The organism is Cupriavidus sp. BIC8F, assembly GCF_032465815.1.
Classification (GTDB): Bacteria; Pseudomonadota; Gammaproteobacteria; order Burkholderiales; family Burkholderiaceae; genus Cupriavidus; species Cupriavidus necator.
The window spans coordinates 2,124,736-2,146,346 of sequence record NZ_CP136095.1 but is presented as its reverse complement, the minus strand read 5'-3'; the positions used below and the strand labels follow the sequence as shown (position 1 = coordinate 2,146,346).

At 65.0% G+C, this 21,611-nt stretch carries 20 protein-coding genes; 12 read left to right on the top strand and 8 right to left on the bottom strand.

Features of this window, described 5'->3' with window-relative positions; genetic code table 11:
* Positions 1 to 49: 49 nt before the first annotated feature.
* Positions 50 to 391: a zinc ribbon domain-containing protein YjdM gene (locus RS901_RS29885; RefSeq protein ID WP_316154120.1), complete on the top strand. Its 342-nt coding sequence runs from the start codon at positions 50 to 52 to the stop codon at positions 389 to 391.
* Positions 392 to 417: 26 nt separating this feature from the next.
* Here RS901_RS29885 and RS901_RS29880 read toward each other — a convergent pair whose 3' ends face one another.
* On the bottom strand, positions 418 to 1,380 hold the full coding sequence (locus RS901_RS29880; protein WP_316154119.1) for a LysR family transcriptional regulator: 963 nt from the start codon (positions 1,378 to 1,380) through the stop codon (positions 418 to 420).
* A gap of 138 nt (positions 1,381 to 1,518) precedes the next feature.
* On the opposite strand from RS901_RS29880, the gene RS901_RS29875 reads away from it, so the two are divergent.
* Positions 1,519 to 2,838 (top strand): MFS transporter, encoded by a 1,320-nt coding sequence (locus RS901_RS29875; protein WP_316154118.1) that lies wholly within the window; start codon positions 1,519 to 1,521, stop codon positions 2,836 to 2,838.
* Between the two features lie 29 nt (positions 2,839 to 2,867).
* The gene (locus tag RS901_RS29870) at positions 2,868 to 4,364 is read left to right on the top strand and encodes a M81 family metallopeptidase (protein WP_316154117.1); all 1,497 of its coding nucleotides are present in this window, start codon (positions 2,868 to 2,870) and stop codon (positions 4,362 to 4,364) included.
* Between the two features lie 39 nt (positions 4,365 to 4,403).
* Here RS901_RS29870 and RS901_RS29865 read toward each other — a convergent pair whose 3' ends face one another.
* Positions 4,404 to 7,691: a bifunctional cytochrome P450/NADPH--P450 reductase gene (locus tag RS901_RS29865; RefSeq protein ID WP_316154116.1), complete on the bottom strand. Its 3,288-nt coding sequence runs from the start codon at positions 7,689 to 7,691 to the stop codon at positions 4,404 to 4,406.
* Between the two features lie 164 nt (positions 7,692 to 7,855).
* Here RS901_RS29865 and RS901_RS29860 point away from each other — a divergent pair, with 164 nt between their 5' ends.
* The gene (locus tag RS901_RS29860; protein WP_316154115.1) at positions 7,856 to 8,503 is read left to right on the top strand and encodes a TetR family transcriptional regulator; all 648 of its coding nucleotides are present in this window, start codon (positions 7,856 to 7,858) and stop codon (positions 8,501 to 8,503) included.
* Between the two features lie 80 nt (positions 8,504 to 8,583).
* Here RS901_RS29860 and RS901_RS29855 read toward each other — a convergent pair whose 3' ends face one another.
* Positions 8,584 to 9,027, bottom strand: coding sequence for a cupin domain-containing protein (locus tag RS901_RS29855; RefSeq protein ID WP_316154114.1), 444 nt, complete (start codon positions 9,025 to 9,027; stop codon positions 8,584 to 8,586).
* 373 nt (positions 9,028 to 9,400) lie between these two features.
* On the opposite strand from RS901_RS29855, the gene RS901_RS29850 reads away from it, so the two are divergent.
* Positions 9,401 to 10,732, top strand: a complete 1,332-nt coding sequence (locus RS901_RS29850; protein ID WP_316154113.1) for an MFS transporter — start codon at positions 9,401 to 9,403, stop codon at positions 10,730 to 10,732.
* 57 nt (positions 10,733 to 10,789) lie between these two features.
* Here RS901_RS29850 and RS901_RS29845 read toward each other — a convergent pair whose 3' ends face one another.
* Positions 10,790 to 11,227: a nuclear transport factor 2 family protein gene (locus tag RS901_RS29845; protein ID WP_316154112.1), complete on the bottom strand. Its 438-nt coding sequence runs from the start codon at positions 11,225 to 11,227 to the stop codon at positions 10,790 to 10,792.
* Positions 11,228 to 11,312: 85 nt separating this feature from the next.
* On the bottom strand, positions 11,313 to 12,092 hold the full coding sequence (locus RS901_RS29840) for an SDR family NAD(P)-dependent oxidoreductase (RefSeq protein WP_316154111.1): 780 nt from the start codon (positions 12,090 to 12,092) through the stop codon (positions 11,313 to 11,315).
* Between the two features lie 224 nt (positions 12,093 to 12,316).
* Between RS901_RS29840 and RS901_RS29835 the strand changes: the two genes are divergently transcribed.
* From RS901_RS29835 to RS901_RS29805, 7 genes are all read left to right on the top strand, one after another.
* A complete protein-coding gene (locus RS901_RS29835) occupies positions 12,317 to 12,859 on the top strand; it encodes a VOC family protein (RefSeq protein WP_316154110.1) in 543 nt (180 codons plus the stop codon).
* 240 nt (positions 12,860 to 13,099) lie between these two features.
* On the top strand, positions 13,100 to 14,131 hold the full coding sequence (locus RS901_RS29830; RefSeq protein ID WP_316154109.1) for a LacI family DNA-binding transcriptional regulator: 1,032 nt from the start codon (positions 13,100 to 13,102) through the stop codon (positions 14,129 to 14,131).
* 178 nt (positions 14,132 to 14,309) lie between these two features.
* Complete coding sequence (locus RS901_RS29825) at positions 14,310 to 15,287, top strand: zinc-binding dehydrogenase (protein ID WP_316154108.1); 978 nt, start codon at positions 14,310 to 14,312, stop codon at positions 15,285 to 15,287.
* A gap of 204 nt (positions 15,288 to 15,491) precedes the next feature.
* Entirely contained in the window at positions 15,492 to 16,460 is a 969-nt protein-coding gene (locus RS901_RS29820) for a tripartite tricarboxylate transporter substrate binding protein (protein WP_316154107.1), read from the top strand.
* Between the two features lie 33 nt (positions 16,461 to 16,493).
* Positions 16,494 to 17,000, top strand: a complete 507-nt coding sequence (locus tag RS901_RS29815) for a 2,4'-dihydroxyacetophenone dioxygenase family protein (RefSeq protein WP_316154106.1) — start codon at positions 16,494 to 16,496, stop codon at positions 16,998 to 17,000.
* A 51-nt stretch (positions 17,001 to 17,051) separates the two neighbouring features.
* Positions 17,052 to 18,023 (top strand): tripartite tricarboxylate transporter substrate binding protein, encoded by a 972-nt coding sequence (locus RS901_RS29810; RefSeq protein ID WP_316154105.1) that lies wholly within the window; start codon positions 17,052 to 17,054, stop codon positions 18,021 to 18,023.
* Positions 18,024 to 18,029: 6 nt separating this feature from the next.
* On the top strand, positions 18,030 to 18,707 hold the full coding sequence (locus RS901_RS29805) for a Crp/Fnr family transcriptional regulator (RefSeq protein ID WP_316154104.1): 678 nt from the start codon (positions 18,030 to 18,032) through the stop codon (positions 18,705 to 18,707).
* 8 nt (positions 18,708 to 18,715) lie between these two features.
* Here the strand turns inward: RS901_RS29805 and RS901_RS29800 are convergent, their stop codons facing one another.
* From RS901_RS29800 to RS901_RS29790, 3 genes are all read right to left on the bottom strand, one after another.
* Complete coding sequence (locus tag RS901_RS29800; RefSeq protein ID WP_316154103.1) at positions 18,716 to 19,225, bottom strand: 2,4'-dihydroxyacetophenone dioxygenase family protein; 510 nt, start codon at positions 19,223 to 19,225, stop codon at positions 18,716 to 18,718.
* A 39-nt stretch (positions 19,226 to 19,264) separates the two neighbouring features.
* Entirely contained in the window at positions 19,265 to 19,771 is a 507-nt protein-coding gene (locus RS901_RS29795; RefSeq protein ID WP_316154102.1) for an ester cyclase, read from the bottom strand.
* Positions 19,772 to 20,129: 358 nt separating this feature from the next.
* A complete protein-coding gene (locus RS901_RS29790) occupies positions 20,130 to 21,359 on the bottom strand; it encodes an ISAzo13 family transposase (RefSeq protein ID WP_316149395.1) in 1,230 nt (409 codons plus the stop codon).
* Positions 21,360 to 21,611: the final 252 nt, after the last annotated feature.

Genomic DNA, 21,611 nt, shown 5'->3' with positions numbered 1-21,611 from the left:
GGTATACTTCCGCTCCTTTACGGCCCTGGCCAGACACCCGAGAGTCCCCATGAGCGCTTTGCCTCCCTGCCCAAAATGTCATTCCGAGTTCACCTATGAAGACGGGGGCCTCTACATCTGCCCGGAATGCGCGCATGAATGGTCGGCGCAGGCCGCGGCGCCGGCCGAACCAGAGGCCAGGGTGTATCGCGATGCGGCAGGCAATGTCCTGCAGGACGGGGACACCGTCACCGTCATCAAGGACCTGAAGCTGAAGGGGTCGGCCGGTGTGGTCAAGATGGGTACCAAGGTGAAGAACATCCGCCTGGTCGACGGTGACCATGATATCGACTGCAAGATCGACGGCTTTGGTGCCATGAGCCTGAAAACGGAGTTCGTCAGGAAGGTCTGACCGGGCGTTGCACCTTCGCCGCTCGGTCACCCGCGCGGCGGCTTCCTGGACGGGGTCGTCCCCCGGCTGCGCGAACGGGCTGCCGCGAACATCTGCATGTCGCGCAGGATACAGTCCAGCAGCGTATTCGCGGCCACGCCCATCGGGCGGCCTGCCTTCACCAGCAGACGTGCCTTGGCGGCCTCGAACAGCGGATGGGCGATAGGCAGCGTCACCAGTTCGCCGGACTGCAACTCACGATAGGCCGCGAACCCGCCGATGAGCGTGATGCCATCATGCCGCTTCACGAAATGGCGCAGCACGGCCAGGGAGTTCGTGGTCAGCGTCGGGCGGATCTGGACATTCTCCGTGTAGGCCAGCATCTGCACGACCTGCCCGAGTCCGAATGCCGGCGGCATCATCGCCAGCGGGTAGTCGCCCAGTTCGTGCACGTCGACCTTGCCGCCCCGGCGTGCCAGCGGATGCCCGGCATGCACGAGCAGCACCACCGGTTGCGATGACGTGGCAACCCAGGTGATATCGGCATGGGAAGGCGGATTGTAGGCCAGCCCGATATGCGCGCGGCTTTCGGCTACCTCTTGCAGGACGTTGTTGACCGGGAGGATGTCGACGGTCACGTCGAGCCTGGGATAGCGCGCACAGAAATCCGTCAGCACTTCGTCCATCAGTCCGTCGACATAGCCCTCGCTGGTGGCGATGCGCACCTGGCCGTGCTGCAGGCCGCGCAAGGCCTGCAGGCGGTCTTCGAAGAGCTCCTGCTGTGCGCGGCAGCCGCGCCAGTACTCAAGCAGGTGCACTGCGGCTTCGGTTGGCTGCACCCCGCGTGCATGGCGGTCGAACAGCGGCGCGCCGACCTCCTCTTCCAGCAGCCGGATCTGGCGCGTGATCACCGATGGCGACGTGTTGATGCTGTCGGCCGCGCCACGGATCGAGCCATGTGTCAGTACCTCGTGGAAATAGCGCAGCCTGCGCTGGTTCAGTTCCCGCATGTCGGATCCCGCTGTTGCCAATAGGGCAACGATAGCCGACTTAAGTTGCTCTTGCTCTGTTTTTTCATATGCCAGACGATCGACCCTGAACGACATTGGCATCCACAAGAGATAGAGCCGACCACGGGAGAGACCGACATGTCCGCAACCCTGCCCCCACGTACCATGCCGGAGTACGGCAGCGCCGCGCAGCAGGCGCTGTACCGCAAGCTGAACTGGCGCCTGTTGCCATTCCTGCTGCTCTGCTACACCTTTGCCTACCTGGATCGCGTAAATATCGGCTTTGCCAAGCTGCAGATGCAAAGCGATCTCGGCTTTTCCGATGCGGCATACGGGCTGGGCGCCGGCATCTTCTTCTTCGGCTACGTCCTGTTCGAAATCCCGAGCAACCTGCTGCTGCCCCGGATCGGTGCCCGCAAGACCATCAGCCGCATCCTGGTGCTGTGGGGTCTCACTTCCGCGGGCATGATGTTCGTGCGTGACGAGACCACGTTCTATGTGCTGCGCTTCCTGCTCGGCGTGTTCGAGGCCGGCTTTGCACCGGGCATGATCTTCTATCTGACCTACTGGTATGGGCAGCGGCGCATGGCGCGCGTGATGGCCGTGGTGATGCTGGCCGGGCCCATCGGCGGGATCTTCGGCTCGCCGCTGTCCACGTGGCTGATGACAGGCCTGTCCGGCGCACATGGCCTGGCGGGCTGGCAATGGATGTTCCTGGTCGAAGGGCTGCCTTGCGTGCTGCTTGGTGCCCTGGCGCTGCGCGTGCTGGCCGACAGGCCCGCCGAGGCAAAGTGGCTCAGCGACGAAGAGAAGCGCATGCTGGCGGCTGAACTGCAGGTGCCGGCAGGCGGCCACCAGTCATTCGGCGAGGTGGCACGCGACCGGCGCGTCTACCTGCTGGCCTTTGCCTACTTCACGATGATCTGCGGCATCTACGCCGTGAGCTTCTGGCTGCCGTCGATCCTCAAGGCCGACGGCGTCACGGACACCATGCAGATCGGGCTGTACTCGATGATTCCGTATATTGCGGCGGCGATTGCCATGGTCGTGATCGGCCGCAGCTCGGATCGCCGCGGCGAGCGCCGCTGGCACAGCGCGGTCCCCGCATTTGTCGGCGCCGTGGCCCTGGCCCTGGCCACGGTATCGAGTGGCAACCTGCCGCTGTCATTGCTCTGCATGACCATCGCCACGGCGATGATGTGGGCCGCCTATACGGTGTTCTGGGCGATTCCGTCGCAATACCTGAAGGGCGATGCCGCCGCGGGTGGCATCGCGCTGATCAATACCATCGGCCTGATTGGCGGCTTCCTGAGCCCGACCATCATTGGCGCGGTGCGCACCGCCACCGGCAGCATGCAGGCCGGCCTGCTGGTGATGGTGGCGCTGCTGATGGCCGGAGCGGCCGTACTGGTAGCCAACCGGATGCCCTCGCCCCAGGGCGCGGTCTCGCCCGCCTGAGGCTGGCCATTCAATTCACGGAGAGAACATTGGCAACACGGATTCTGATCGCCGGATTTCAGCACGAGACCAATACGTTTGCGCCGTCAAAGGCCACCTATGCCAGCTTCGAGCGCGGCGAAGGCTTTCCGGCGATGGTGCGTGGCGATGACGTGCTGTCGCTGCGCGACGTCAACATTCCGGCCGGCGGCTTCATTGCCGCGGCAGAGCGGCGCGGCTGGATGCTGCTGCCGGTGATCTGGGCCGGCGCAAGCCCATCCGCGCACGTGACTGAGGATGCGTTCGAGCGCATTGCCGGCGAAATCGTCGAGGCCACGCGCGCCGGCGGATTCGATGCGGTCTATCTGGACCTGCATGGCGCGATGGTTGCCGAACATACGGACGATGGCGAAGGCACCCTGCTCACGCGCATCCGTGCCGTGGTGGGGCCGGGCGTGCCGGTGGTCGCGTCGCTCGATCTGCATGCCAACGTCACGCGGGCGATGCTCGAGGCCGCCGACGCACTAGTGGCCTATCGCACGTATCCGCACGTGGACATGGCCGAGACCGGCGAGCGGGCCGCGGCATTGCTGCAGCGTTTGCTGGAGGGCAGGGGGCCGCTGCATCGCGCCGTACGCCGGCTGCCGTTCCTGATCCCGATCAACGGCATGTGCACGATGCTGGAGCCTGCCCGCGCCATGTATTCGCTGCTGCAGCAGGGGGAAAGCGGCGCCGTGGCGTCGCTGTCGTTCGCGCCGGGCTTTCCCGCGGCCGATTTCCCGGAATGCGGGCCGGTGATCTGGGGATACGGCGAGGATGCCGCAGCGGTCGACGCGGCGGTACAGGCCTTGTACGACCGGATGCTGGCGGATGAGCCTGCCTGGGAGGTCCCGTTCCTCTCGCCGGACGAAGCCGTGCTCGAGGCCATGCGGCTGGCCGAGGCGGCGACGCGCCCGGTGGTCATTGCCGACACGCAGGACAACCCCGGGGCCGGCGGCGACTCGAACACCACCGGCATGCTGCGCGCCTTGCTGCGCCACGGCGCGCGGCACGCGGCCATCGGGCTGATCTGGGATCCGGCCGTGGCGGCCGAGGCGCACCGCGCCGGCGTGGGAGCCACCATCGACGTCGCTCTCGGCGGTGTTTCCGGGGTGCCCGGTGACGAGCCGCTGCGGGGGCGCTTCGAGGTGCTGAAGCTCTCCGATGGCGTATGCCGCTACGGCGGGCCGATGATGAACGGCATGCTGGCCGATGTCGGGCCCGTCGCGCTGTTGCGTATCGACGATGTGCTGGTGGTCGTCAGTGCCGGCAAGGCCCAGATGCTGGACCGCAACCTGTTCCGCGTGGGCGGGGTGGAGCCCGAGGCGATGAAGATTCTCGTCAACAAGAGCTCGGTGCATTTCCGGGCCGATTTCCAGGGCATCGCGCACGCCGTGCTGGTGGCCAAGGCGCCCGGCCCGATGACGGCGGATCCCGCGGACCTGCCCTGGACCAGGCTTGCCCCCGGCATCCGTCTCAAGCCGATGGGCAAGCCCTTCCAAGGCTAGTACCGCGCCAGCGACGCGACCGAGCGACCCGGCGGGGCGTCAGTTGAAGACATCCTGCCGGTACCTGCCCGTGCTGACCAGCTCCGCCAGCCAGTCCGACGCCGCCTCTGGTGTCATCCCCCCTTGCTCTGCGCCGATCCGAATCAGCACCTGCCTGACCGCAGGCGCCATGTGGCGGCCGTCGCCGCACACGTAGAGCATCGCACCCTGGTTCAGCCGGGCCCAGACATCAGTACGGCGCTGCCACAGCAGGTCCTGCACGTAGCGCGGCTCGCCATCCACGACGGAACAGGCCAGGTGGACCTGCACCACGCCCTGTGCCTGCCAGCGCTCCACGTCGTCGCGGTACAGCCAGTCGTGCGCGGGGTGGCGGCACCCGTAGTACAGCTGCACGGGGGCCACCGGCTGCCCGGCCGCCTGTTGCGCGGCCCGCTCCTCAAGAAAGCCGCGGAACGGCGCAATGCCCGTGCCGGGGCCGATCAGGATCATGGGCGTGGCTGGGTCTGCCGCGGGCGCGAAGGTGGGATTGGGGGTGCGGATGGCGCCCGCCACCATGGCGCCGGGCGCCAGGCCCTGCAGCCAGGTAGAGGCCACGCCGCGGAAGAGCCCGCGGCCCGACAGCGCCGCCGACCAGACCGTGCCGACGGTGATGGTCGCCACGTCGGGCGAGACCAGAGGCGATGAGGCAATCGAATAGAACCTCGGCCGCATCGGCACGGTGCAAGCCAGCAGGCCGGCCAGATCCACCTCGATGGCGGGAAAACGGTCCAGCACGTCGGCCAGCCCGAGCCGGCGCGGCGCCACCTGGGCGGCGTACCCGGCCTCGGCGTCGTCCGAGGCCAGCTGCAGCAGGGCCTGGCGCGTGACCGGGCAGCGCGAAGACTGCGACAGCAGGCGCAGGGTATGGCGCGACACCACGTCCTGCAGCTCCACAAAATGGGTCAGCAGCTGGCGCACGGACAGGGCCTCGCCAAGCGGAAGGCCGCGCGCGGCCCCGCCGGAGGCCGACAATGTGACGATGGCGTCCGGGTCGATGTCGATCCGCTCGCACAGGGCCGCGACCATCTCGGGCTGGTTCTGCGGATAGACGGCGAGGTGGTCGCCCGTGGCGTAGCGCACGCCTTCGGGCAGCCTGAGGCGGATATCGCTCGTGGAAGTCCGCGGCGCCTCGCGCGAGAAGTCCCACAGGCCGGACGGATCGTTCACCAGCTCGGTGTTGGCCAGGACCGTGAAGCCCTGGGTGTTTGCCGGCAGCGTGGATGCGCGGATCTCGGCGACGTCTCTTATCTGCACCCGGACCGGCGGCGTTCCGTGGGCCGGCCCGCCCACGCCGTCACCGGCCTGCAAGGCTTGCCACAGCAAGGCCAGCCAGCGCTCCGCGGCCTGGTCGAAGTCGCCGTTGCCGTCGGCTTCGCCACGCGGCAGCAGTGGACTGGCGCCGGCATTGGTGAAGAATTCATAGACCCGGCGCGGGAAGGCCTGGTACGTCGGCCATTGCGAGTTGCCGCAGCCCAACACGGCCACGTTTAGCGCTTGTGCACGGTAGCCGTTGGCGGCACCGCTATCGAGCAGCGCTTCGAGCCGCCTTGCCGAATCCGGCGCGCGGCCGTTATAGGTGGCGGCGATGATGACCGCCAGGCCGCTGGTCGGGAGCGCGTCGGCGACATCGTCCAGGTCGCGCAGCGTCGCATCAAAGCCCGCCGCCAGCGCGCCGGCATGCACCTGCTCAGCCAGTTCGCGCGCGGTGCCAAGGCTGGATCCGCACAGCACGGCAAGCGGCCTGCCGCCGCCCTGCACATCGGGGCCCGCCTGCGGCGCTTGCGCGGTCCCGGCCGCCGGCGCCGCGGCGATGCGCTCATGCGGCCGGCGCCGGCGCGCACGCACCGTGAATCCGTCGGGCTTGATCGTCAGCGTTTCCTTGATGCGGAACTGGTAATCGTGGGCATCGGTGAACTGGAAATTGCGCAGCATCAGCGCCAGTGCCAGCTTGGCCTCGGTCAGCGCAAACTGGCGGCCGATGCAGGCACGCTCCCCGTTGCCGAAAGGCATGTAGGCGTGGCGCGGCAGCTTTGCTTCCTGCTCAGGCAGGAAACGATCGATGTCAAAGCGTTCCGGGTCGGCCCACACCTTGGGGTCGCGGTGCAGCGCGGTCAGCACCACCGACAGGCGCCTGTCCTTGCGGATCAGGTAGCGGCCGCCCAGCAGCGTGTCTTCAAACGGCGCCACGGCGAAGGCGGGCGCGGTGGGCCACAGGCGCAACGTTTCCTTCAGCACACGGTCCAGTACCGGCAGCCGCGCCAGGTCGGCGTAGACCGGCGCCGCGTCGCCGGGCAGCACGGCGTCCACCTCCGCGTAAGCCTGCGCCATCACGCCCGGGTTGCGCAGCAGTTCATACAGCGCGAAGGTGAGCAGCCCGCTGGTCGTCTCGTGGCCCGCGATCAGGAAGGTGATCACCTGGTTGCGGATGTTCTCGTCGTCCAGCCGCTGGTCGGTGTCCGGATCCCGCGCTTCCAGCATCAGGCCGAGCAGGTCATTGGCCGTGCCGCCCCGGCGTTCCGCCGCGTTGCCCGCGCGCCGCCGCCGGATCACGTCGTCCACCAGGTCGCGCATAAAGCGGGTGTCCTGGTCGAACTTCCGGTGTGCCGCATGCATGAAGCGGTCTTGCAGGGCAAAGCGCGTCAGCTTGGCCATCGCCTCTTCCAGCGCGCCGACCATGGCCTCGATGAAGGGGTGCAGCTCTGCGCTGGCGAACGATTCAAAATCGTAGCCGAAGCCGGACAGCGCGATGGTATCGAGCGTCAGCCGCGTCATGTCGTCCGCGACGGCGATATCGGCATCCGGGCCTTGCCGGTCCCATTTGTCCACCAGCCGGTTGGCCACGCGCAGCATGACGTCGAAGTAGCCCTTCATCGCGCGCTGGCTGAACGCCGGCATCAGGATGCGGTGTGCCTTGCCCCAGTTGGCCTCGTCGGAGCGTGCGGTGAACAGGCCGTCGCCGGCCATGCCGCGCAGGTAGGACAGCGGCGGGCCGATGTACTTGCGGAAACGCGCGGCGTCACACAACTCGCTGGCCAGTGCCACCGACGTCACAAACGGCACGCGCCGGCCGGCGAAGTTCAGCTCGAAGATGCCGTCATGGTGGCGGCTGCGCCCCAGCAGGTGCTGGCCCAGCGCACCGGGTGTGATCTGCAGCAGGTTGCCCACCAGCGGCCAACCCGGGTCGCGCGGAATGGGCTCAGGGACGGGGGCATGCATGGAGCGGGCAGGGGATGGATGCGGCGCGTCGGAGGCCTGGTCGGGGCTGGATAGCTCAATGGGCGGCGGCATGGCAGGGCTGTGTCTCCTGAACGGGCGCTGACACGCGATTTGCCACGTGCGGCCGTTTCATTTAACGTAGACATCTGTCTACCGGCGCAAGCGTAGACAACTGTAGACATGCTGTCAACGAAGCATGTCGGGCAAAAACCGAGTCCTGCTACTAAACCGCATTCATGGAAGCCATTGCCGACGGCAAACGCCGCCTGATCGACGCCGCTTTGCGGCTGGCCGCAGCCAAGCGCAGCTTTGCGGCACTCAAGCTGCGCGAGATCGCGCGCGAGGCCGGCCTGAATCCCAACACGTTCTACCGGCATTTCAGCGACATGGAAGACCTGGCCATCACTGCCATGGCCGAGGTAAGCGCCGAACTGCGGCCGATGCTGCGTGCGGTCCGATGGGCCGCTGCCCGCGACAACCCGGGTGAAGTGGCCACGCGTGCCTGCGAAGCCCTGTTCTTGTACGCGCAGCATCACCCGGATGCATTCATCGTTGGTGTGTGCGGGATCACGGGCCCGCAGCCCGCGCTTCGCGTTGCCATTCGCACGGTGCTGGATGACATCGCTGCCGAGATGGCGGAAGACATCGAGCGCCTGGGGCTGTGTCCCAAGCTTTCACGCCCGGCCATTGACGACGTCTGCGCGTACGTCGTTTCATACCTTTTCCATCAATGCGTCGACTACATCGAAGCCGATGCTGCCGGACGGCGCAGGCTGATGGCGCGCTCGGTGCAGTTGAGCTGCTGGCTGCTGCAGGGCGCGGCGGGGCCGAATGCCCAGCCGGGAACGAAATCAGGCAGGGAGCGCAAGTCCGTGGCTGCGTAGCAGGTTGCGACGAAACACGCAGAAGGAAGAACCTCAGCCGAAGCAGTGGCCGAAGCGAAGGGGTGTGTCCGGGCCAGCGCTCACCCTGAAATCGTGACGCCACACTCTTGCGCCACCGCCAATAGCTTCTCCATGTCTGGCGCGCCTGGCGGAATTTCCTCATCGAGCCGCGTGAATAGGCGCGATGCGCTTCCGCCGTGGCTGGTGACTGAAATCATTTCGCCGCCGCCGATGCCGAACCGGAAGTAATGCACCGTGCCCGCCGGCACATGAACAAAGGTGCCGGCGACAGCAGTGATCGCTTGATCGCCATAGCCGATCTCGATCGTCCCCCTGGTAACGTAGAACGATTCGTCCCAGTCATGGCTATGGGGCGGTGGGCCACTGCCTTCTTCGCCCTGCTGCAAAAATACCTCATAACCTTGCGTGGCGGCATTGGATGCCAGCACCGTGATCCTTTCTCCCACCACGTTGAGCGCGCGTGCATACGCATCCGGAGTCACTGCAAATGGTTCTGGTTTCATGCTTCTCTGCTCCGTCAGTGAGAACGTCGCCGTGGCGATGCTACCCGGGTGTGAGGCATGCGGCAGCTCCAAAGCGAGCCGGCCACGGCGCCTGGCGGGCGGGGCATGGGCTGCCCCCTTGTTTGATGTCTGGCAATCTTAGGCGGCCCACGAGGGGAAGTCATCGCCAGGAAGCGAGGATTGCCGCGGCCAATGTGCGTCAGCAAACATTGCTCCCTGCATGGCAGAGCTGGTGGCCGCGACTTCTGCGCCAGACAAAGGTGAAGGACGGCGATGGGGGTTAGTCCGCATGCACGACTGCCAAAAGGCGACAGTCCGTACCCGACCCCGCTCAGATAATCGGCGCAACGCCTATAACTCTGGGAGACATGGCATGGACCTGGTGCGTACTGACATTAACGGGGACGATGAAAGCAGGCTGTTCCGGAAGGTGAGCTGGCGAATACTGCCGGTGCTGTGTGTCTGCTATGTCTTCAGCTTTCTTGATCGCACCAACGTGGGCTACGCCCAGCTCCAGATGCGCGACGAGCTTGGTTTCAGCGATGCGGTATTCGGGCTGGGGGTCAGCGTCTTCTTCATCGGCTATGCGCTGTTCGAGGTGCCCAGCAACATGCTGCTGTCGCGCATCGGGGTCCGGAAGACTTTCCTGCGCATCCTGATCCTGTGGGGACTCGCCTCTGCGGCCATGATCTTCGTGGAGACGCCCACGCAGTTTTACATCATGCGCTTTCTCGTCGGGGTGTTCGAGGCCGGGTTTGTCCCGGGCGTCCTGTACTACCTGACCCTGTGGTATCCGAAGCGGCGCATCGCCCAGGCGACCGCGATTTTCTATATGTCTTATACACTTGCTCCGATCCTGGCCGGCCCGGCAGCCGGGGCAATCATGACCTGGCTTGATGGGGCGTTGCAACTGCGCGGCTGGCAATGGCTCTACCTGCTGGAAGGCCTGCCGTGCGTGCCGTTGGGTGTCATGGCGTACCTGCTGCTGTCGGAAAGCCCGAAGGAGGCACGCTGGCTGACCGACCGTGAGCGAACTGACCTCGAACAGATGCTGGGGCAGGATCGCGCCGGCCATGGCCACGCCCGGATGCGCGACGCAGTCCTTGATGCGCGCGTCTGGGTGCTGGGGCTGATCGTGTTCCTGGTCGTGTTCGGCGTCTTTGCGCTGTCGTTCTGGAAGCCGACCCTGCTCAAGGGCATGGGCCTGACCGTCATGCAGGTGGGCCTGGCTGCAACGATCCCTGCGCTGTTCGGGGTCACCGCAGCCATTCTGGTCGGCCGTCATTCGGATAAGACCGGCGAGCGCCGCTGGCACTTTGCCATTGCCGCCATGGTGGGGGCCGTCGGCATGCTGTGCGCGTCGTGGTTCCCGCAAGATCCGGTCATGACCATCGCGTGCCTGACGCTCGCGTCGATCGGCATGTCCAGTGCCTATGCGGTCTTCTGGGCGATGCCCGCGACTATCCTGTCCGGCCCCAGCGCTGCCGCGGGCATTGCAGTCATCACGACGATCGGTTCGAGTTCCGGCGCGGTCGCGCCACTGCTCGTCGGGGCATTGAAGACCCTTACTGGCGGCTTTACCGCAAGCCTTTACGTGCTGAGCGGCGCTCTGGCTTGCGCCGCCGTCATTTTCGCGTACTACTTCAGGGACGGTGCCGCCGCACGCCGTGTTGCGAGTCCGGCAAGCCACACATCGGCCGCTTGACGAAAAAGAAGCGAGGGCCATCAGGCCCTCGCCGCTTCCTGGAATCGCCGGGACGGGTCAGAGCAGGCCGAGGGCGCGCAGCTTGGCGTCCGTGGCGGAGTAGGGACGCTCGCAGATGATCTTGTCGGAGTTCGGCCCGAATTCGAAAGTCGCGGCCATGCGGACGCGGAACTTGCGGCCGGTGGGCGGGAAGACTTTGCCGTTGGCATTGAGATCGCCCAGGTGCGTGCCGGAAAGCCAGAACTCAACCAGCACGGTGTCGTTTGCGGCGGCGATGGCGATGATCTCGTTGGCCAGGTCGGGGAACGAAGCGCGCGACGCGTCGAAGTAGCCGCGCACCTCTTCCTCGCCATCGAATACCGTGCCGGTGGCGTGCATTTCATAGCGGGGATGCGCGAAGGTGTCGATCACGGCATCCCATTCGTGCGTGCATTCGAGGGCCATGTGATCACGCACGGTCTGGATGCGTGCGGCGTTCAGGGATTCGGACATCATGTTCTCCATCAGGTTTTGCGGGAAGGATCGGCGACGGGCATCGGCCCGCGCTGCGCCGGTCGCCATATGGGAATGGAATGCAGTGTCAGCGCAACAGCCGCCAGCCGCCGTCTACGGTGAACTCGCCGCCGGTGATGTAGCCGGCCTGGTCCGACGCCAGGAAGGCAATCAGGTTGGCGACGTCCTCGGGCTTGCCTTCCTCGGCGAGCGGAATGCGCCGGCCGGCCGTTCGGGGGTCCACGCCGCCCGCCGCCTGGCGTTGCTTGTACTGATCAAAGATCGTTTCGAGCATCGGCGTGGCGATCTTGCCGGGATGGACGGAATTGCAGCGGATCTGGTGGCCGTTCTCGGACCCGGCTAGTGCCACGGTCTTGGTCAGTTGCGTCACGGCGCCCTTGCTGGCGCCATAGGCGACGCTCTGGAGGGTCGGGTAATACGCACCAACGGACGCGAGATTGATGATGGCGCCCTTGCCGGTTCTGCGCATGGCTTCGACGCCTTCGCGGCAGCCCAGGAAGGTCCCGTCCAGGTTGACCGCCATCACGCGCCGGAAGTCGGCAAGGGTGGTGTTGGCGAGGGTGCCATTGACCACGTCACCGACGATGCCGGCCGCATTGACGAGCACGTCGAGTCGCCCGTGGCGCTCAAGGATGGCGGCGATCGTGGCTTTCCAGCCCGGCTCGCTGGTGACGTCCAGCGCCATGAACTCGGCGCCGATCCGGTCCGCCACCGCGGCACCGTTGCCGTTCGCAAGATCGGCAATGACGACACGCGCGCCGCGCTCCGCCAGCAGGCGCGCGGTTGCGGCGCCGATGCCGCTCGCGCCGCCGGTCACCAGCGCCACTTGGTCCTTGAACTGGTTCATTTCGATAGTCTCCTGTGAGTTGTCCTGCAAGCGCAGCTTCCTGCATATCGCCTGTTTCTGCGCTAATGAAGAAACGTTTCCACCGCTGATTCGGATTGTTGTTGCCGCGAAAAATATGGACAATCATGGTAAACACTACCCACATGAATTGAGTCGTTGCGGCTATATTGTGAAAACGTTTCTGCAAGAGCAGGACCGCAACCTTCAGACACAAGGAGACAGCGATGAGTTATTTGTTCGGCGGCGTCCGGCAGCTTGGCTACGTGGTGAGCGACATTGAGAGGGCCATGGCTCACTGGACGGAAAAGCTGGGCGTCGGACCGTGGTTCTACAAGGAAGACGTGGGCACCACGGAATACCGCTACTACGGCAAGCCCGCCACGCCGCCGAAGCTGTCGATCGCGCTGGCCAATTCCGGCGACCTGCAGATTGAACTGATCCAGCAACGCGACGACGCCCCGTCGCTCTACCTGGACTCGCTCAAGCGCGGTGGCGAAGGTGCGCAACATATCGCCTACTGGACCGAGGACCGCTTCGACGAAATCGTGGCCCACCTGCTGGAGGCAGGGTATGTAGAGGGGCATGGTGGGCGGATGGGGCCGCGTGGACGCTTTGCCTATTTTGTGAATCCGGAACTGCCCAGCGGCATGTTCGAGATCTCCGAACTGACCGGCGGCAAAGGCGAGTACTTTGCCGAGGTCAGGCGCGCAGGGCTGGCCTGGGACGGCAAGGGACAAGCCATCCACCAGATCGGCGCGCCGCGATAGCGGCGCCGCCGGGCCGGCAGGCCTGCCCTTTCCCGGCCGGGTCTCTTTCCGGCCGCAGGCCTGAGGAGCCCGCGTCATCTGGTGAGCTAGAATGCCTGACGTTCAGGAAATGACGCGTCACGCGTCGCTGGCTCGCCGCGCAACCGCGGCGGCCAGCGGTAAAAAAAAGCCGGGGAGGGAGTCGATGTTGCAGTCTTGTGTTATGCCCGTTGCGGCACAACGTTTCGTGACACGTAGCCAATGAAGCCACGCATCACGATCCGGGAGGTTGCCAAGGAGGCCGGCGTTTCGATTGGCACGGCGTCCCGTGCGCTCAATCGTGCCGGGCGTGTCAGCGAAGCAGCGATTGCCGCGGTGTCCAAGGCGGCCAGGCGGCTGGGGTACGAGCCCGATGCGATCGCACAGAGCATGCGCACGCGCTCGTCCGGCGCCATCGGCCTGATCGTGTCAGATCTTGCCAACCCGCTTTACGCCAGGATCATCACTTCGGTGGAGGCCGCGCTGCAGGCGGCCGGATACGCCTTGCTGATCGCCAGCACGCATAACGACGGCAAGCGCGAAAAGAACCTGATCGACCTGTTCCGCCGCCGGCGCGTGGACGGCCTGATCCTGGGTCCCTGCGAGACGGAAAACCCCAAGTTGCTGGAGCAACTCTCGCAGGATATGCCGGTCATCGCGCTCGACCGGGATTTCGGCCCGACCGGCACCGGCGTCTATGTCGATCACTACACCGGCGCGCTGCAGGCGACCCGCTACCTGCTGAACCTGGGCCACACCCGCATCGCGCTGCTGACGCCGGGCAGCGTCCTGCGTCCGGGCCGGGAACGTATCGCCGGCTTCAAGGAAGCGTACAAGGAGCAGGATCTCAAGCCGGTGCCGAAGCTGATCCGTTGCGAGAAATCCGCGATGGATTTCGCATTCACCGAAGCGCTGTCGCTGCTATCCGGCCCGGAAGCGCCCACGGCCTTCATGTGCCTCGGCACGCGCATCCTGGCCGGGGTGCTGCAGGCGCTGCGGCATACCGGCCGGACGGCCCCCGGGGATGTCAGCGTGATCAGCATCGGCGACACCGACCTGTCGCAGCTGTTCAGCCCGTCCATCACATCGCTGACGTGGGACCTGGAGATCGTCGGCACCGTGCTCGCCCAGTTGATGCTCAAGCAACTGGAACGCGACGCAGACATCGAACCTGAGACCATCGTGATTACCACGCAACTGGTGCTGCGCGAGTCATGTGGTCCCGCCACCGCGCGCAAGAAAGCCACCGCGTAGCTGCAGCATAATCTGCCTCCCGTGCAGCGATGCCGCCTTCATTCGAGGCGGCATTTTTTTTGTCCGTTCGGTCCTTGCGTAAAATGCGAAAACGTTTCTACAATGGATACGCATTACGTCGCAACAGCGGTGACGCCGTGCCGACGTACCCAGACCTATTCGACAGGAGACATGTGCAATGAAAGCTGCGATTCGCGGTGAGACGGGACTTGTTTTTTCAGAGCTGGAAATCCCTCGACCCAAGCCCACTGAAATCCTTGTGAAAGTGCGGGCCAGTTCCCTGAATCGCGCCGATTTGTCGCTGGTCGACGGGAAGGCGCATGGGGCAGCTGGCGGTACCGGCACGCCCCTGGGCCTGGAATGGTCGGGCGATGTGGTGGAGGTTGGCGCGGACGTCACCGCATACAAAGTCGGCGACAAGGTGATGTGCTCTGGCCTCGGCGGCTTCGCCGAGTATGCGGTCGCGGACTGGCGGCGCGCCTTCCCGTTTCCTGACCCGGAGATGGACTACGAGACCGGTGCCTGCCTGTCCGTCGCACTGCGCACCACCCATACGGCGATGCGCCATCTGGCCGGGCTCGAAGCCGGGCAGACCGTAATGGTGCTCGGCGCTTCCTCCGGCGTGGGCTTGATGGCATTGCAGGTGGCAAAGCACTTCGGCGCCAGCCTGGTCATCGGCACGTCGACCAAGCCCGACCGCCGCGCGCGCCTGTCGGAGTTCGGCGCTGACATCGCGCTCGACAGCAACGATCCGAACTGGGTGAAGGCCGTGCTGGAACACACCGATGGCCACGGCGTGGATCTGCTGGTCGATTTCCTGGCCGGTCCGTTTATCAACGACAGCATGCGCGCCGTGAAGATCGGTGGGCGCATCGTCAATATCGGACGGATGGCAGGGGAGAGCGGAGAATTCGACTTCGATCTCCATTCATTGCGCCGGATCCAGTACCTCGGCATGACCTTCCGGACGCGCACCGTCGAGGATTTCGGCGTGATTGCCGAGCGTGTGCAACGAGACTTCTGGCCGGCTCTCCGGCAAGGACAGCTGCGCCTGCCGATCGATGCAAGGTTGCCGCTGGATCGTGTCGCCGAGGCCTGCGAGATGATGCGCAGGAACACGCATTTCGGAAAGATCGTCCTGACGCAGGACGCATAAGGCGCACGCGACGCCTGGCCTGACGGCATTCGCCAGGCCGCCCCAAAAGCCTCACAAAGATTCACGGGTTTACCACCATTTGATTCGCGCTCTCACAGTCGCACAATTTGTGGAAACGTTTCTTCATGTTCCAGAAAATGCCTCACCCCACGGCGAGCGGACATGAAGCGCTGAACGCGTGAAATACAGAAGTTGGAGACAAAGATGAAGAAGTCCGCCGCCCTCGGTTTCCTTGCTGCAGTCGCCTTGTCCTTTGGCGCGCAGGCGCAGGGTGAAGCCAGTTATCCGAGCAAGCCGATCCGCCTGATTGTCCCGACCGCACCGGGCGGTGGCGGCGATGTGTTCGCCAGAATCCTCGCGGACCAGCTCGGCCGACGCCTGAAGCAGCCGCTGGTCGTCGAGAACAATGCCGGCGCGGCCGGCACCATCGCGATCGCACAACTCGCGCGGGCCACGCCGGATGGCTACACCATCGGCCTTGGCACGATGACGACCACCACGCTGGCCCCGGCCGTCTACCGGGCGCTGCCGTACGACCCCGTCAAGGACCTGACGACCATCGCCCGCGTGGGAACGTCGCCGATCATCCTGGTCGCCACCAAGGACTTCCCCGCCAACAACCTGAAGGAACTCGTGGCCGTGGCGAAGAAGAGCGCTTCGCCGCTGCAGTTCGGCACCTGGGGGCTGGGTTCCACCGGCCACTTCTGCGCGGAGGTGCTGGCGCAGAAGACCGGTATCAAGCTGGACCACATCCCGTTCAAGGGCTCGTCGCCCGTGGTGACTGCCATGCTGGGCGGGGTGGTGAAGCTGGGCTGGCTGGATATCGGCAGCGGCACGTCGGCCGTCAAGACCGGCAAGATCAAGGCGCTGGCCATGTGCACACGCCGCACGGCAAATTTCCCCAATGTTCCCACCTACAAGGAGCAGGGGGTCGATTTCGACCAATGGACGGGTTGGGCCATGTTCGCGCCCGCGGGTCTGCCAAAGCCGATCACGGAAAAGCTTGCCGCGGCCGTGCAGGAGACGCTCAGGGATCCGGCGGTGACGAGCAAGATGGCCGACCTCGGCATCACCCCTGACTACGTCGCCGGCAGCGAACAGGCCGCGATCAATGCGCGCGACATCGAAGTGTGGAAGCGCGTCGCGCGCGAAGCCAACATCAAGCTGGACTAGAACATTCCCCATATCCATCTTTTGGAGGTAGCCATGACATTGCCCAAGGTTGTCACGCACCAGGACCGGCTGTTGTCGGTCAACATCAATGAATCGCACGAGTTTCCCGGATCCGAGCCAGGCTCGACCATCATTCCGCTGTTCCTCGATCGCGAAAACGGCGTCTGGGTCCTCTACGGCAAGTTTGAACCGGGCACCACGCTCCCGCCCCACTTTCATACCGGTACCGTGCACTTCTTCACGACGAAGGGGCAGTGGAACTACATCGAGTATCCCGAGGATCCGCAAACCGCGGGCAGCTACCTGTATGAACCCGGCGGCTCGGTGCATACCTTCTCCGTGCCGGCGGATGCAAAGGAGCCGGCCGAAGGCTTCATGGTCGTCTACGGCGCCAACGTGATCTTCTCGGAAGGCGAATTCCAGAGTGTTCGCGATGCCGGCGCGATCGAAGAGGGCATCCTCGCGGCCGCGCGCAAGGCCGGGATTCCCGTGCCGCGCTACATCCGTCCCAAGGGCGGCGCGGAGTTCTCCGCGGGCTGAAGCGTCCCCGCAGTTGGCAGGTCAGAACAAAATACTCAGGAGACAACTGTCATGAAGCATTCCCTTTGCCGCGGCCTCGCGGCGCTCTGCATGTCGATTGCCACCGTCGCCTTTGCCCAGCCAGCTGGCGACTATCCAGGCCGCCCGGTCAAGCTGATCGTGCCCTCTGCGCCTGGCGGCGGCGCGGACGCCTTTGGCCGCTTGCTCGGCGATCAACTGAGCAAACGTCTCAAGCAGCCGTTTGTCGTGGAGAACATCGCCGGCGCGGCCGGAACGATTGCAATCGGACAACTGGCGCACGCCAGGCCAGATGGCTACACCATCGCCCTGGGCACGATGACCACAACCACGCTGGCGCCGGCGGTCTACCACCAGTTGCCATACGATCCGGTCAAGGGCCTGACCACGCTGGCACGGGTCGGCTCCTCGCCGATCATCCTGGTCGCCACCACCGACCTGCCGGCCAACAACCTGAAGGAGCTTATCGAACTTGCCAGGCGCAGTGCAAAGCCGATCCAGTTCGGCACCTGGGGCCAGGGCTCGACGGGGCATTTCTGTGCCGAAGTACTGGCGCAGAAGACGGGCATCAAGCTTGACCATATACCGTTCAAGGGCGGTGCGGCGGTCATGACGGCGATGATGGGCGATGTGATCAAGGTTGGCTGGCTCGACATCGGGTCCGGCACGGCCGCGGTGAAGACAGGTAAGATCAAGCCGCTGGCAATGTGCACCCGGCGCACTGCCAACTTCCCGAACGTTGCCACGTACAAGGAGCAGGGCGTCGACTTCGACCAGTGGACGGGGTGGGCGATGTTCGCGCCGGCGGGCGTGCCCAAGCCCATCGTCGACAAGATCGAGGCGGCGCTGAAGGACACGCTGCAGGATCCCTCCGTCATGGCGAGGATGAACGACTGGGGCATCACCCCCGACTACCTCGGCGGCGCGGAGCAGGCTGCCGTCAACGTGCGCGAGATCGAGGTCTGGAAGCGCGTGGCCCGGGAAGCCAACATCACGCTGGACTGACCGCCCATGCCCGGCGTCGCGGATGCCAGCGGCCATGCTGGCCCGGAACTGCTGTCTCCAGAGCTGGAGGCCGCGTTGCGCGCCCATGTCATCCGCCGGCAACTTGCGAAGAACGAAGTGCTGTTCACCTATGGCTCGTCGCCGGAGGCGCTGTTCTGCGTGGAGCGCGGCCGCATGCGCTTCAGCGTCACGGCGGCCAACGGCCGCGAGGCCGTGCTCAGCGTGCTGGAGCCCGGGCAATGGTTCGGCGAGGTCTCGCTGTTCATGGAGGCGCCGCGCGTCTATGACGCGCGCGCGGTAGTCGATTGCGAGGTGCTCATGGTGCCCGCGCAGGCGTTCCACGCCATCGTCGACCATCACCCGGCATTCCTGATGGAATTCACGCGACTGATCTGCCGGCGCTATCGCTGGGCGCTGGAGTGGATCGACGAGACCATCCTGCAACCGCTGCCGGTACGGCTGGCGCGCCGGCTGCTGGCGGCGCAGCACGCGCACGCGTTATCGGCGCCGGCCGGCGGGGATGCCGCGCTGCAGTTGTCTCAGGAGGACCTTGGGCACATGCTGGGCGTCTCACGTCAGAGCATCAACCGGCAGCTCAAGGAGTGGGAAGGCCAGCGGATCCTGCGGCTCCACTACGGGCACGTCACCCTGCTGGACCAGGACGCCTTGCGGCGCCTGGCCTGACGCGCTGGCTACCTGGCGCTGGCAAACTCCGCGCCGCCTTTCGGGCGGATGTACTTCGGCATTGGCATGGCGCCCAGCTTCACGGCGGCCAGCAGTGCTTCCTCGATGGCGCCGGCGTCCATAATGCTGTGGTACTCGCCATCGACGAAGTTGATGTTGGCGCCATGGACCACCATCAGGCCCTCGGCCGGTTCGCTGGCATCGGCCGGCACCATGAAGGTGTGGATGGACCCGCCGGGCTCGAACAGGTAGCTGCCCGCCGTTTGCGGATCGTCCGGGTACTCGGCGTAGTGCCACATGCCGCGCGTGGTGTAGAAATGCACCGTGCCCGTATGGAAATGCGGTGGCAAGATCGTCCCTGGCTCGAATCGCCCGTAGAGCACCCAGACCCCGTTCTCGCGGTCCAGGAACAGCGGGGTGATGGTGGTCCCCGGCACTTCCGTCGGCAGGCGCGGGACTTCGTTGGTATTGATCGTCAGCAGGCGCTCCTGATGCGTCGTGGCTTGCGGCAAGGACATGTCGATGTCTCCGTAGGAATGGTGATCGGTGCCGGCGAATTACGCCGCGGCAGCCTGGTTTGCCGTCGTGTCCCGCAACAGGCCGGCAAGGGCCTGCGCCTTCTGCCCGGCGGGCAAGCCGGCCAGTAGCTGCTGCATCATGGTCAGGCTGTCGTAGTAGATCCGTTCACAGGCCAGCGTCTCGCCGTCGAACAGGAAGAGGGCGATCATGCGGCAGCGGAACTGCCTCCCCGTCGGTGGCAGGCCGTTCAGGTTGCCGCGATGCGTGCCGAGCAGCCAGAACTCGACGATCACGGCGTCGTCGGTGTGCCGGAGCTGGATGATCTCGCTGCGCTGGTCCGGGAACGCCACGCGACTTTGCGTGTAGTACTTCCGAACATCATCGTTGCCATCAAACACTGCGCCGCTCGCAATGAGCTCGTAGTGCGGATGCGGAAACGTCGACAGGACCGCATCGAAGTCCTGCCGGATCTCGTCGGCAAAGTGATCGCGAACCACGCGTTCGCGAAGCGTGCGCAGGTCTGCGCAAGTGGTTGTTGTCGTCATCGAAGTCTCCGTTGCGCTTTTGTGAGGGACGCTGCCCAGCCGTTGCGGATGGCAGCGCTCCGGGAGCAATTATCGGGACGGGAGGCGAAGAAGACTGTCGCGGATTGGCGTTTCGATCCCGGGGTATTCCCGGCTTTGGTTGGGGTGTGTTGCCAGGCGTTCAGCCGTGGCACGGCGCTGGCCGGGAGAGCGTCTGGTAGTGACCGCCTTCGGCCGGGCAAGGGCAGGGGACGGACATGTCTGCCGACCCCGAGCGGATGTCAAGAGCTACGAGCGAGACAGTGTATGCGTCCGCAAGGCTTTCGCTTCGACGAGGCAGGTCTGGAACTAAGGATCCTAGCAAAAATAACTTGAACAATTACGTCTTGCGACGAGATGTTCGAGGTTTGATGCGGTAGTTCCACTCGCCATGAAATTCGTCGCGCTCAATGGCCACGGCAGCGAGTTCGGCGTCGCTGACCTTGATACCTGCGTCGTACATGTTCTCGTCCAGTTCCGCACGCACTTTCAGCCCTTCAGCGGTACTCACGCTGCCGATGAGGTTCACTACCACCTGACGCGTCAACAGCGGTCGGCCGCGCCAGTTGTTCGTGATATGGCAGAACAGGCGATGCTCGATCTTGTTCCACTTGCTCGTACCCGGCGGAAAGTGGCACACCTGCACAGCGAAACCGAGTTCGTCGGCCAGTCGCTGCAACTGCACCCGCCACAGCCGCACACGATACCCGTTGCTGCCACCGCAGTCGGCGGTGACCAGCAGTCGCCTGGCTTTCGGATACAACGGACGGCCCATCTCCAGCCACCAGCGACGGATGCTTTGAACCGCGAACTCGGCGGTGTCGTGGTTGATGCCCACGCTGACCCAGCCCTCGTTGGCCGTCACATCATAGACGCCATACGGGGCAACCTTGCCCAGTTCATCGTCGATGAAATCGTGCACACGCGCCTGCTCGGGTTGGCCCTTGGGCTGCCATTCGCGGCCAGCGTTCTTGAAATCGCCGATCAGCTCCTTCTTTTTCGTGTCCACCGAGATGACCGGCTGACGCTGGCGCTGATACTGCGCCACCTTGTCGGCGATGTAGTGGAACTGCGCGTCGCGGTCGGGGTGCTGCGCGCCTTCGCGTGTCTTGCGCACCGATTGCAAGCTGTAGCCCGTCTGCGTCAGCAGATCGCAGATCGTGCGCTGACTCACGCGATGCCCCAGCCGGTTGAGCTCTTCGGCCAGACGGGTGGTGCTCTTGCACGTCCATCGTAGTGCTGACATCGGGTCACCCCGGCTGGTCGGCTCCACCAGTGCATCCAGGTGCTCCAACAACCTCGCATCGAGCTCAGTTAGCCTCTTGCGCCCGCCTCCCGGGGCACGAATGCGCTTGGCCGTCATGTCCCGCGTCGCTCCACCGGCCGCTTCGAGTTCGGCCAGTCCCGCATAGATCGTGGTGCGCGAGATGCCTATCGCTTTGGCCACCAGACTCACGCCCCCACGCCCCAGGCTGCGCGCTTCGGCGGCGGCCCATAGGCGCAACGTCGCCTCATCAAGGCGCGCCTGCAGGGCCCGAAACTTCGCTTCGACTGCCTCGCTGATATCCATGTGCGCATCGTATAGACGCGAGGACAACTGTTCAAGTTATTTTTGCTAGGGTCCTAACAGATCTCATTTTTTCGCCTACGCTAACAGTATCGTCGGCTTACTGGCGGCCGCTTGGGCGGTTCTCGAGAAGCCGGCTGCCGCGCACCCACGGAACCGCACGCGGGCAAGGACTCCACGCCATATCCGGGAGTTGTCGTCCGGGCTCATGGCGAGATCCCCGCCTGCACCCTGTCCGTAGATGTGGCTCTGCAA